Annotated in this window: 11 protein-coding genes; all 11 read left to right on the top strand. The window is 35.1% G+C overall.

All coding sequences use genetic code 11. The features are described from left to right. Positions 1-37 precede the first annotated feature (37 nt). The 11 genes from MKZ16_RS30355 to MKZ16_RS30305 all read left to right on the top strand — a co-directional run bounded on the left by MKZ16_RS30355 (position 38) and on the right by MKZ16_RS30305 (position 12265). On the top strand, positions 38-1915 hold the full coding sequence (locus MKZ16_RS30355) for a glycosyltransferase (RefSeq protein ID WP_076107011.1): 1878 nt from the start codon (positions 38-40) through the stop codon (positions 1913-1915). 79 nt (positions 1916-1994) lie between these two features. After that, entirely contained in the window at positions 1995-2387 is a 393-nt protein-coding gene (locus tag MKZ16_RS30350; protein WP_076107013.1) for a flagellar protein FlaG, read from the top strand. Positions 2388-2402: 15 nt separating this feature from the next. After that, the gene (gene fliD, locus MKZ16_RS30345) at positions 2403-3905 is read left to right on the top strand and encodes a flagellar filament capping protein FliD (RefSeq protein ID WP_076107015.1); all 1503 of its coding nucleotides are present in this window, start codon (positions 2403-2405) and stop codon (positions 3903-3905) included. A 169-nt stretch (positions 3906-4074) separates the two neighbouring features. Next, positions 4075-5691 carry a glycosyltransferase gene (locus MKZ16_RS30340; protein ID WP_076107017.1) on the top strand — a complete coding sequence of 539 codons (1617 nt, stop codon included), beginning with the start codon at positions 4075-4077 and terminating at the stop codon, positions 5689-5691. Positions 5692-5694: 3 nt separating this feature from the next. Then, complete coding sequence (rfbF, locus tag MKZ16_RS30335; RefSeq protein ID WP_076107018.1) at positions 5695-6462, top strand: glucose-1-phosphate cytidylyltransferase; 768 nt, start codon at positions 5695-5697, stop codon at positions 6460-6462. Between the two features lie 3 nt (positions 6463-6465). Then, positions 6466-7539: a CDP-glucose 4,6-dehydratase gene (gene rfbG / locus MKZ16_RS30330; RefSeq protein WP_076107117.1), complete on the top strand. Its 1074-nt coding sequence runs from the start codon at positions 6466-6468 to the stop codon at positions 7537-7539. Positions 7540-7558: 19 nt separating this feature from the next. Beyond that, complete coding sequence (locus MKZ16_RS30325; protein ID WP_076107020.1) at positions 7559-8788, top strand: class I SAM-dependent methyltransferase; 1230 nt, start codon at positions 7559-7561, stop codon at positions 8786-8788. A 123-nt stretch (positions 8789-8911) separates the two neighbouring features. Further along, positions 8912-9448 (top strand): dTDP-4-dehydrorhamnose 3,5-epimerase, encoded by a 537-nt coding sequence (gene rfbC / locus MKZ16_RS30320; RefSeq protein ID WP_076107021.1) that lies wholly within the window; start codon positions 8912-8914, stop codon positions 9446-9448. After that, entirely contained in the window at positions 9445-10380 is a 936-nt protein-coding gene (locus tag MKZ16_RS30315) for an NAD(P)-dependent oxidoreductase (protein WP_076107023.1), read from the top strand. Before rfbC ends, MKZ16_RS30315 begins: the two co-directional genes overlap by 4 nt. Next, complete coding sequence (locus MKZ16_RS30310; RefSeq protein ID WP_076107024.1) at positions 10364-11548, top strand: class I SAM-dependent methyltransferase; 1185 nt, start codon at positions 10364-10366, stop codon at positions 11546-11548. The genes MKZ16_RS30315 and MKZ16_RS30310 overlap by 17 nt, the downstream gene beginning before the upstream one ends. Positions 11549-11920: 372 nt before the next feature. Continuing rightward, positions 11921-12265, top strand: a complete 345-nt coding sequence (locus MKZ16_RS30305; RefSeq protein ID WP_076107026.1) for a hypothetical protein — start codon at positions 11921-11923, stop codon at positions 12263-12265. The last annotated feature ends 215 nt before the right edge of the window (positions 12266-12480 follow it).

The raw sequence follows: 12480 nt of genomic DNA, 5'->3' as shown, positions 1-12480 counted from the left end.
AAGATAACAGAATTTAAGAGTTTGAGAGGATAATAATATGGATAAGACAATTACTTTATGCATGATTGTAAAAAATGAAGAAAAATATCTGAAAAGATGTCTTGAGAGTGTAAAAGATAAAGTGTCAGAAATCGTAATTGTTGATACCGGGTCAACGGATGGAACTCTATTAATAGCAGAAGAATATACTACGAAGATTCACCATTTTAAATGGGTTGATGATTTTGCAGCTGCTCGGAATGAATCATTAAAATATGCTACTTCAGAATATATTTTGGTACTGGATGCAGACGAGTACCTGGAGTCAGATGCAGATTTGCAGAAAGATATAAAGCCTGAGTATGACTATTTTTTATTGAGAATATATAATGATGTTTCCTATGGCAGGGCTTTTACTCATACTGCGGTACGACTCTTTGCAAACAATAGAGGATTACACTACAATAACCGTCTACATGAACATTTAAACGTATTGGATGCTGAAACGAATTATAAAAGCCAATATGGAGAAGTGATTATTCATCATACTGGTTACACTGATGAAATTATGCAGGAAAAGGAAAAAACTAAACGGAATTTACCCCTTATGTTACAAGAAGTTGAGGAAAATCCTGGAGCTTACAATTTGTATAATATGGGAAAAACTTATTTATCTATTAATGAAAATGCAAAAGCAATTGAATATTTTCAGAGAGCCTATCCACTAAGTTCTGGACGTCTGTTTTTACCTGAACTTATTACTAAACTGAGTTATTGCTTAGGTGAACTCAATCAATATGATGATAGCTTGAGAATTTTAAATGATGCAGTGAAAGTTTATCCACTTGAGACAGATATGCACTATATGCATGGTAAAATATTCATGAATGCAGGTTATATTAAAGATGCTGAAATAACTCTTAAATCATGTTTAGAGTTTGGCGTAGACCTTGGTGTGAATGTTACAGAAGGAACCGGGGGCTACATGAGTCGATTCGTATTAGCAGAACTATATGAAGATCAAAATCAATTAGATGAAAGTTATAAATATATAGTAGAGGTTCTGCAGGAGAAAAAGACTTTTGCGCCTGGATTGAGTAAGTACTTTGAGATTGTGACTAAATCTAATATACCACTAGACGATGTGTATCAGAACATTACACAGCTGTACAACATATCGAATATTAATGATTTACAGCTTTTACTAGACGTTCTGTATGGGTTACGACATCCTTTATTGAATAGATTCATATCAATGTATAGCATTACTGCTCAACCGAATGTTGCAGCTTCGGCAATGCAATATGACAAGAAATATATTAAAGCTAAAGATATGTGGTTGGGTATGGATGATATACAGCAAGAAAATGCAGTAGACATTCTTTTACTGTCGTTTGTATTAGATAATGAGGAATTATTTAATCTGGCTAAGCCTCATCTAAACTTCAGTGAAAAGGAAGAAAAACTCTTTAGAAAAATAATAAGAAAAGAAGTGATTTCATCTAATAAAATGACTTCCTATACAGAAAAAATTCTTGGGGATATTGCCTCTCATTTACTTAAACTTCAGGAATATGAGTGTTTGCAGACCCTATTAGAATATATTGCGGAGACTTCTTTGAAGAGTAAAATTAATAGCTACAGTCTCTTGATATCTTATGGCTTCAATGAGGTTGCTATTGATCTTTTTGTTAAGCTATTTAAAAAAAATCCTAATAATGTAGAGATTATACGATTATTAGGCGATTTGTGTCTTTCCTGCAACTATATGGAGGATGCCCAGCTTTTTTATTCCAAGCTTTTAGAGTTAGCGCCAGATTACGGTTCTTATGAAAGATGTTATAGATTATATGAAAAAATGAACGATCGTGTTGGTATGTCTAGAACGATAGATAGCATTAAGATTAAATTTCCTAGATCTTTGTGGGTGATTTAAATTCTCGTATTGATGTACTCTTAATATTTTGAATATTTAACCGATAAAAATAATATAAATATGCATCGGAGGTTGTTCTATGAATCTGCAATTTTCCTTGACCAGTAACAAATATGATAATTCTGTTATTGATCAGCGCCAGGTTAGTGAACGTAATATTCAAAACCAGGACACTAGATTAGTAAACGCAGTGAAGAGTGGAGAGAAACTATCTGTTCTGGAGAAGCAGGGGGTTCAGATTCCGGTAGGACAAGAGCAACTGATACGTAATATAGATAGGGCTGTTAAAGCACTGGAGGGACCCTCTACATCCTTAGAAATCAGTGTTCATGAAAAAACACATGCTATTATGGTGAAGGTAATTAACAAGGAAACAGGTCAACTTATACGTGAGATACCTCCAGAAAAAACGCTGGATTTAGTGGCTAAGATGATGGAGATCGCTGGGATATTAGTAGATGAAAAAGTATAAAGAGGAGGTTTAAAGATGCGGGTTTTTGGATTTGGATCCGGTATGGATATTGATTCAATTGTTAAGGAGATTATGACGGCCAAAAGGGCTCCACTGGATAAGCTTAAACAGCAGAAGCAAACCTTTGAATGGCAGAGAGAAAGTTATCGTGAGATCAATAGCAAACTGGTGGATTTCAAAATAAATAAATTAGCTAAATATAATAAGGGCGAAGAGATGAATCCTCAAAAAGCAGTATTAACTGGAAATAGTACTGCTATCAGTGCGAAGGCGAATGCAGATGCAACACCTGTTCCTATGGAACTGTATGTAGAACAACTTTCTACGCGTACTACGATCACTACTACAGGTATAACAGGTAGTTATGCCAACGGGTATAAATCAAGTACTCTGTTAAGTGCCTTGCCAGGAGGAACAAGTAATGCCGATGCACAAGGCAATTATACATTAACAATTGGTGATGCTGAATTTATCTTTAACAAGGATTATTCAATATCTCAGGTTTTATCGAGAATTAATGCTGATGCAGGTGAAAAAAAAGCGAATGTAGTTGCAAGTTTTGATGAACTGACAGGTAAATTGATTCTCTCTGCAAAAGAATATGGTGACAAACAGATTGGTGCTGTAGGTGGGAATTTATTGAGTTTGTTCAATGCAGCACCTACGGATACATTAAGTATAACTGATGGAAAAAAAGGAATTATACATGTTAAATCTGAAGGTGAAGCTTCCTTTCAAAAAGTGGAATTCGATGGTAATAAAACTAGTATTAACGGAATAAGCATCTCGCTTTTAAGTACTTCAACTGAAGCGACTTCATCTAAAATATCAGTTCAGGTGGAACCTACCAAAGCAATTGAATCAATTAAATCATTTATAAATGACTACAATGAGTTAATTGAATTGATGAATAAAAAAACTAGTGAGAAAACTTATAGAGACTTCCCTCCTCTAACGGATGAACAAAGAAAAGAAATGTCAGAGGATGATATCAAAAACTGGGATGCAAAGGCTAAAAGTGGTCTTCTTAAAAACGATACAATTCTGGCGGCAACGGTCGCAAGTATGCGTGAGATTATTTCTGCAAATTTGGGTGACCTTAGTAAAATGGGAATCGATACTGGTCAGTATTTCGAAGGCGGTAAATTAGTTCTTAAAAGTGAAGATGACCTGAACAAAATATTGGAGAACAATCCTACCTTTGTTACTCAGTTATTTCAAGGTTCGGGTGAGCAAAAAGGTATATTCTCACAAATTTCCACTAAAATTGATGGACAGCTTCAAAAGCTAGTTGACAAAGTTGGTACATCTAAATTTTCAACGAGTGTTACAGATGTGTTTAAAACAAATAGTATTATGGGAGATATGTTGAAGAATTATAATAAACGGATTGATGATATGACTCAACGTATGAATGATCTAGAGACAAGATACTATAAACAGTATGCTGCCATGGAACAAGCAATGAGCAAGTATAATGCACAATCAACAAGCTTGACTAATTTTATATCAGGGTAATATAACCGATTCAATCTATTATTAATTAAACTGGGCAGACCTGATGTTAGCAGGACGATGTTATCCGGATATCGTTTAAGCCTAACCTCTGGGCTGCCTTGTATATTTTTTCAGTAAAACACTCGTGATTATCAGATAACATCAAGCAATGAATGGAGAAAACCAAAGTATGGAGAAACAGCAGATTCAAGAACTTATTGAAATTGGAAAGATAAGTGACGCTAAGAGACTACTATCCGAGTTTGAACAGAAGAGTAATGAAGGTGAAGATATTGAATTGTATACGATTAGGGCTTCTATAGCTGTAGCGGAAAATAATCTACAAGAAGCTGAAGGTTACTTATTGGAAGGATTGCTTATTGATTCTGAATACGTAGATTTACTTTTTAATCTCGGATATATACACAAGTTGCGCCATAACTTAGTCCAATCTAATTATTATTTTGGTCAAGCACTAAGAGTAGCTAGTGAGGCTGAACTAGTTAATATAATTGAAGATTTTATTGAAGATAATAGACATGTAAGTTCGTTAACCGAAAGGCCTCTTGTGAGCATTGTTGTCCTAGCGTATAACAAGTTGAGCTACACAAAATTATGTGTGGAGAGTATATTGGAGTATACGCAAAATGTTAGTTATGAGTTAATTCTTGTAAACAATGGCTCAACAGATGAAACCAAACAATATTTTGATTCATTACCCTCGGTAAAACCACTTCATCTAATTAAAAACGTAGGTGTTTCTAATGGATTTAATGAAGGAATGAAAGTTGCCGAAGGTAAATATACAGCTTGTGTATGTAATGATTTTATTTTTACCCCTAGGTGGTTAGAAAACTTATTAATATGTATAGAGTCAGATGAGAGAATAGGCTATGTGTCACCTGGGGCTAGCACGATAAGTAATCTACAGCAAATTAATGGTGAATATAACAATATTGAGGAAATGATTCAATTCGCAGAACGCTACAACCATTCAGATCCTCGTAAATGGGAAGAAAGGGTAAGGCTGCTCCCATGTGTACTTATGGTAAGAACAGAATTGCTAAGAGATATTGGTTATTATGATCCAGGGTTTTATTATGGAGAATTTGCCGATGATGATATTAGTTTTCGTATACGAAGAGCAGGTTATAAATTGATATATTGTAAAGACACGTTTACTTATCACTTTGGTTCTGTTACGGTCCGCGATGATCAAATTAACAATAATTCCATGAGTATAAGCAGAAATATTTTTATAGAAAAGTATAATCTGGACTCATGGGTTGATGCTGCCTTTAATCCACGACTTCTTAATCAGGTATCAGTTAAATTATCATGTACCAATGCCTCGATTTTGGGTGTGAACACTAAGTGTGGTGCTAATCCACTGCAATTGAAAAATATGTTACGCGAAAAGGGAATTTCTGATGTGCATATAACAAATTACTGTTTGGATCAGAAATACTTGCAAGATATCATGACGGTTTCAGATCACTACATTATAGGGGAAATTGATCATATTGATATTAAACTACAAGCTAAGAGTTTTGATTATATTATTTTCGAATATGATTCGATTAAATTGAACGATCATCCTCTCGTCATCGAGAGATTGAGTAGTAAGCTTAATCATGGAGGGCAATTAGCGTTATGTTTGAGCTATACTGAATTTAACGAAACTATTATGAATAGGGATATCGAGTTACTTCAAAATACTGGTCTGACGATTTCTTATTATAAGGTCACAGGTAAAGACAATTCCTCTGGGGTGGAATTGGAGATTATCCTTAGAAGGGATGTTTAGCGGGTGAAAGCAGTTATATTAGCAGGTGGGCTAGGCACAAGATTGAGCGAAGAAACAGTAGTTAAGCCCAAGCCAATGGTGGAGATTGGTGGGGCTCCAATGCTTTGGCATATTATGAAAGTATATTCGAGCTATGGAATTAATGAATTTATTATATGCCTGGGTTATAAAGGATATTTAATAAAGGAGTTTTTTGCGAATTATTATATGCATACATCGGATGTTACATTCGATTTCACAACTAATGAAATGCAAGTTCATAAAAATAACTCGGAATCTTGGAAAGTGACATTAGTTGACACAGGTGAACAAACCCTAACGGGAGGAAGGCTAAAGAAAGTCCAACAGTATGTTGGTGATGAAACTTTCTGCTTTACATATGGAGATGGTCTTTGTGACGTTAATATATTAGAACTTGTAGAATTTCATAAAAATAAAAAAAATCTCTCAACAGTAACAGCGGTTCGGCCACCGGGAAGGTTTGGGGCGTTTGAGTTTAAGAAAAATGAAATTATAGGATTTCAGGAAAAACCAATGGGAGATGGAAACTGGATTAACGGGGGATTTTTTGTCCTTGAACCAGAGGTTTTTGAATTAATAAGTGGTGATAATACAACGTGGGAAGAAGAACCTATGGAGATGTTGGCGAAATCTGGAGAACTATCAGCCTTTATGCATGAGGGATTCTGGCAGCCAATGGACACTCTAAGAGATAAGAACAAGCTAGAAGAAATGTGGAACACAGGGACTGCTCCTTGGAAAGTGTGGTAATTGATGCAAACTAATTTTTGGGACTCCAAGAGAGTACTTATTACAGGACATACAGGCTTCAAGGGTAGTTGGTTATCGTTATGGCTTCAGCATTTAGGAGCTGACGTATACGGATACAGTAGTTCTTTACCAGTGAGTGAGCCACATTTATATGAAATTGCTCAAGTTTCAAAAAATATGGACTCTATGTATGGTGATATATTGGATTACGAACGGCTACAATCATTTATTCAAAAGATTCAACCTGAGATCATCTTCCATCTTGCTGCGCAACCTTTAGTAAGAGAGTCATATATTAAGCCAATTGCTACATTCTCTACTAATGTTATGGGTACGGTTCATTTGTTAGAAGCAGCTAGGCATACTGAATCAGTCCGAATAGTTATTAATGTAACCACAGATAAATGCTACGAAAACAGTAGTAACTCTTTACTGGGGTTTATAGAGAATAATCCTGTTGGTGGTTCTGATCCTTATAGTGCGAGTAAGGCATGTTCTGAGATTGTTACAACCGCCTATGAAAGATCATTCTATAGGAATATTAGTAAATTATTGTCATCTGCTAGAGCGGGAAATGTTATAGGTGGTGGCGATTGGGCTGCTGATCGTATTATTCCAGATATGATTCGTTCTATTACTAATAAACAACCATTAAATATCAGATATCCCCAAGCTATCCGACCTTGGCAGCATGTATTGGATTGTTTGAATGGGTATTTGTTGTTAGCCCAAAAAATGTGGGAATCAGGAGAAAAGTATATAGGATCGTGGAATTTTGGCCCTGGTGAATCCTCAATTATATCTGTTGCTCAGCTCATTGAAGAATGTAACAAATATCTTGGGAATAAATTAGAGGTGTTATATGAATCCGATACTCAGCCATATGAAGCTAAAACGCTGGTCCTCAATAGTGAGAAGGCTGAAAAACTGTTAAATTGGGGTATAAAGTTGCCTGTTAAACAATCAATTGAATGGACGATGGATTGGTATACAAACTATATGAGTAATAGTCTTAATGATTTAACGTTAAGACAAATAAGTAACTATGAAAAAATAAAAGCTGCTAGACTTTCATAACATAAGGGGATATGAATAAATGTCAACCAGAATATGTCGTTTTTGTGGTACAGAACTAAAGACCACTTTTCTAGATTTGGGGATTTCCCCTTTGGCAAATTCTTATGTGAAATCTATAAATCAGATGGAATACATGTATCCATTAAGAACTTATGTTTGTGATCACTGCTTTTTGGTTCAGGTAGAGGAATTTGAGTCTCCAGAACATATATTTAGTGAGTACGCTTATTTCAGCAGCTATTCGGATAGTTGGTTAAATCATTGCCGCATTTATGTTGAACAAATGATAGAACGGTATCGTTATACAAGTGAGACACGTGTAATTGAAATTGCTAGTAACGATGGTTATCTATTACAGTATTTTAAGGAAAAAGGGATCTCTGTATTAGGGATCGAGCCTGCAGCAAATGTTGCGAAATCCGCTATTGAAAAAGGGATCGATACTTCGATAAATTTTTTCGGAACTAAATTAGCAAAAAGCCTAAGGGAAGCAGGGAAGATGGCAGATCTCTTGCTCGGTAATAATGTACTTGCCCATGTTCCTGACTTAAATGATTTTGTCGAAGGAATGCAAATTCTATTACAGCCCCAAGGGACTATAACGATGGAATTCCCTCATTTGCTTCAGCTCTTAGAACATAAACAGTTTGATACTATATATCACGAACATTATTCCTATTTTTCATTTACGACTGTTAGTCGACTTTTTGCTAAGCACAATCTTTCGATCTATGACGTTGAGCAGTTGGAGACTCATGGTGGTTCTATAAGAATTTATGCATGTCATTCAGAAAATAAAGAACTTGCGATCAGTCCGGCTGTTTATGAAATGCTGGAAAAAGAATTAGTATATGGTATGAGAAATGTAGAGACGTATACAGGGTTCTATACAAAGGTAGTTCAATTAAAGAGACAGATTATGAGTTTTCTTATTGACCTTAAGAATCAGGGGAGCACTATTGTAGGGTACGGTGCCCCAGCTAAAGGAAATACCTTAATTAATTATTGTGGTATTGATCGTGACTATTTGGATTATACAGTGGATCGAAGTCCATACAAACAGGGAGCTTTTCTTCCAGGATCGAGGATTCCTATTTCTTCGCCAGATCAGTTGAAGTTGACTAAACCAGATTATGTATTTATTCTACCTTGGAATTTGAAAGAGGAGATCATGGAACAGACCTCTTTTATCCGTGAATGGGGCGGTAAATGGATCATACCAGTACCGGAGGTATCTATTATTGAATAATCAGGGAATCACAGGGAGTTATATTCATACGAAATATTATGATGAAGAAGAAAAACTTTCAATAACTATAGATCCAGATGGGGATTGAAATGTATAGCAACAGGGTAAATGGAGGCAGATTAAATGCACTTTACAGAAACTACATTAGCTGGATCCTATCTAATAGAATTGCAGTTATTAACTGATTCGCGGGGGCATTTTGCAAGATCTTGGTGTCATGAAGAATTCGCGAGTCGAGGATTGGAAAACTCTTTTGTACAGTGCAATATTTCATATAATAAAAAAAAGGGAACCTTAAGGGGCTTACACTATCAGGCATTTCCTTATGAAGAAACAAAATTAGTTCGCTGTACTAAAGGTTCCATTTATGATGTTATCGTTGATATTAGGCCTAACTCACCGACCTATAAACAATGGTTTGGTATAGAATTATCAGAGACTAATTATAAAATGCTTTATATACCCAAGGGTTTCGCACACGGATTTCAAACTTTATCTGATGATACTGAAGTATTTTATCAGATGGGCCAAGTTTATAAAGATGAGTACGCGCGCGGAATAAAATGGAATGACCCGGACTTTAATATAGTATGGCCGAAAGAAGAAAATGATAGAATAATTTCTGAAAAAGATTTGAATTATGATAGGTATAAGCAATGAAAAAAATTATCGTAACTGGTGCAAATGGATTTATAGGAAGTCATGTACTAAATGAGTTGGCAGTAAAAGAGGATCAAATCTATGCAATTACGTCAAGTCTTGTAAACAAAAAAAACACCGATAAAATTACTTGGCTGAAGGTCGATTTACTCAATGACGATCAGATGAGGGAGATGTTTACACTAATAAATTCTCCTACGCATCTTTTGCATCTTGCATGGGACACTACACCAGGTCAGTACTGGAATTCGTCTGCGAATTTTAAATGGCTAAAAGCGAGCTTATCACTATTTGATATGTTTTGTTCTTTAGGAGGAAAGAGGATTGTAGGTGTGGGATCCTGTGCCGAATATGATTTGAGTCAGGGAATTTGCAGTGAGCTTGAGACTCCTCTTAATTACAATAGTATATACGGATCTAGTAAAAATTCATTATTTCATATGTTAATGTCGTACCAAAAACATTATGGAGTTTCTAGTGCATGGGCACGGGTGTTTTATTTGTATGGCCCTCGGGAACATGAACTTCGTCTGGTTCCTTCTGTTATTTTATCCTTATTAAAAGGTGAACAAGCAAAATGTACACATGGGCAGCAAATTCGTGATTATCTGTATGTTAAGGACGCTGCAAAAGCGTTAGTTAATGTATTAGATAGTGAGCTTAGTGGTCCTATTAACATTGGTTCAGGTAAGCCAATTAGATTGCATGAAATTGTAAGTAATATAGCGGATATTCTAAATAAGAAGGAACTTATTCAGCTTAATGTAATCCCAGCTTCAGTAGATGAACCGGAAATTGTGTTGGCTAACGTAGAACGGTTGAGAGAAAATATTGACTGGAGTCCTTCTGTCACTTTGGTACAAGGAATATATGAAACCGTAGAGTGGTGGCAATCCTATCTTTTTGGAGGCAAGAATGGTGACGAGAAATAACTGTCCAGTATGTGAATCAACAAATCTAAAGAGCATCATAACTCGTGAGAATATACCAGTGTTTCAAAATCTATTGATTAATAGCTTAGAGAGCGCAAAGCAGATTGTAAAAGGTGATCTAAACATTCTCCAATGTATAGACTGTGGTTTTGTTTATAATAGCTCTTTTGATTCGGATAAGGTTGTTTATGGTAGTGATTATGAGAATACTCAGTCCTATTCGTTGTATTTTGAAAAGTATTTAAATGAACTTACTTCTAGCCTTGTTAATAAAAACGGCGTAAGAAATCTAAATGTTGTAGAAGTAGGTTGTGGAAAAGGTATTTTTCTAAGAAAAATAGTTGAAGCTGGCAATAATTATGGATATGGATTTGATCCGAGTTATATTGGACCTGAATTGGAGCTAGATGGGAAATTGAGATTCGAGAAGAGGTTGTACGATGAAGAGTGTGTTCATATAAAGGCGGATGTTGTTATTTGCCGGCATGTTATAGAACATATTTCGGAGCCACTAGTTTTACTAAAGACAATTAGAAAGGCACTAATTCATTCTCCTAATGCTAGAGTCTTTTTTGAAACACCATGTGTAGAATGGATTTTTAATAATAAAGTAATGTTTGATTTTTTCTATGAACATTGTTCTTATTTCAATAAGAGTTCTCTAGCTAAAGCATTTGAATTAGCTGGATTTGAAGTAGTGAATATTGAACATCTATTTAATGGTCAATATATGTGGTTAGAGGCTAGGCTTGTGGAGACTAGTGAGAAATTCGATGATTTCACATCTATAATGGATATTGTAACAAATAGTATGCAGTTTTCTCAGCATGAGAGGGAATGGAAGCAGAAAGTACAGGATCGTCTCGCTCAGCATTCTGGAAAGGGTGAAATTGCGATCTGGGGTGCAGGTGCCAAAGGTGTAACCTTTTTGAATTTAATTGATCCAGATTTGAAGTATATTAATTGTGTAATAGATGTGAATCCAAATAAAGTAGGCAAATATTTACCTGGAACAGGTCATGAAATAGTTGGTATTAACGTATTACAAGACAAAGAGTTATCAACGGTAATTGTAATGAATCCTAATTATTTGGAAGAAATTAAACAGATAATTGTACAGCAGCATTTAAATATAGAGCTAATAAATATTGACTCTTGGAATGATTGAAAAAATTCACCTTTTAAAACATGTTAATGGAAAGGAGCGATTCTAATAGAACTATCCCTCCCTTTATATAACTTTAAAGAGTATACATCAGCTCAACTTAATCATTTTTTTCCAGACAAACAAATAGTCCATTTTCAAGAAGTTGGGAACTCTCTATTTGATCTTGCCTTAGATCGTACAGAGTATTGTTTTTCCAAGATAGCTTTGGAGTCTTACAGGAAAAATGGTACTACATTCCTCAATCATCTGCATTCTGATCAATACACTATATTTCTTTGGTTCTTGTCGAATACCGTATGGAAAGAAAGTGGAAATACGACATTAGCTAATAAAATTTTTTATATTAATAAAGCACTTCATGGATTTAGTTGTATGTACGATACGAATTTACCAAATATTTTTTTGCTCTTTCACACTGTGGGAACGGTGCTGGGCAAGGCTGAATATTCCGATTTCTTAGTTGTTGGGCAAGGTAGTACGGTTGGGGCTCAAAATGGGATCTATCCGAAGCTGGGGAAAGGTGTATCGTTACTGCCTTATTCCTCAATCGTTGGTAATTGTATAATTGGCGATAGAGTTTCAGTAGGGATTGGTGCATCAGTTTATGAAAAGAACATTGAGAGTGGAATGGTTGTTTATAGAGAAATGGACGGATCTATTAGATGTAAATTTAAACAAAGTTGTTGGGCACAGCAGCATTTTTTAATAGATATATAATAGATATATAACAGAGAAGATACAAACATTACTCGAGGTTTAACCAGTATTAACAAATTCTTGAGATTATTCGGAAAAAGACTGCAATAACATTGATCAAATGCCGATATATAAACTAAATACTAGTTCCCTCGTAACTATTGAATACGGGGTAGTAGTTATTAATGCCTATAAACTTAATGTAATAGAATGAAAAGGATTAAAAATGGACTTTT

It is taken from the genome of Paenibacillus sp. FSL R5-0928 (genome assembly GCF_037970385.1).
Taxonomy (GTDB): domain Bacteria; phylum Bacillota; class Bacilli; order Paenibacillales; family Paenibacillaceae; genus Paenibacillus_AQ; species Paenibacillus_AQ odorifer.
Note: the sequence above shows the minus strand (reverse complement) of the source record. Positions and strands in the feature narration are given on the sequence as shown.

Bases quoted from the DNA above. Each gene is read 5' to 3' on its own strand.
- MKZ16_RS30355 (WP_076107011.1), top strand. From the start codon at position 38: ATGGATAAGACAATTACTTTATGCATGATTGTAAAAAATGAAGAAAAA.
- MKZ16_RS30350 (WP_076107013.1), top strand. From the start codon at position 1,995: ATGAATCTGCAATTTTCCTTGACCAGTAACAAATATGATAATTCTGTT.
- fliD (WP_076107015.1), top strand. From the start codon at position 2,403: ATGCGGGTTTTTGGATTTGGATCCGGTATGGATATTGATTCAATTGTT.
- MKZ16_RS30340 (WP_076107017.1), top strand. From the start codon at position 4,075: ATGGAGAAACAGCAGATTCAAGAACTTATTGAAATTGGAAAGATAAGT.
- rfbG (WP_076107117.1), top strand. From the start codon at position 6,466: ATGCAAACTAATTTTTGGGACTCCAAGAGAGTACTTATTACAGGACAT.
- MKZ16_RS30325 (WP_076107020.1), top strand. From the start codon at position 7,559: ATGTCAACCAGAATATGTCGTTTTTGTGGTACAGAACTAAAGACCACT.
- rfbC (WP_076107021.1), top strand. From the start codon at position 8,912: ATGCACTTTACAGAAACTACATTAGCTGGATCCTATCTAATAGAATTG.
- MKZ16_RS30315 (WP_076107023.1), top strand. From the start codon at position 9,445: ATGAAAAAAATTATCGTAACTGGTGCAAATGGATTTATAGGAAGTCAT.
- MKZ16_RS30310 (WP_076107024.1), top strand. From the start codon at position 10,364: ATGGTGACGAGAAATAACTGTCCAGTATGTGAATCAACAAATCTAAAG.
- MKZ16_RS30305 (WP_076107026.1), top strand. From the start codon at position 11,921: ATGTACGATACGAATTTACCAAATATTTTTTTGCTCTTTCACACTGTG.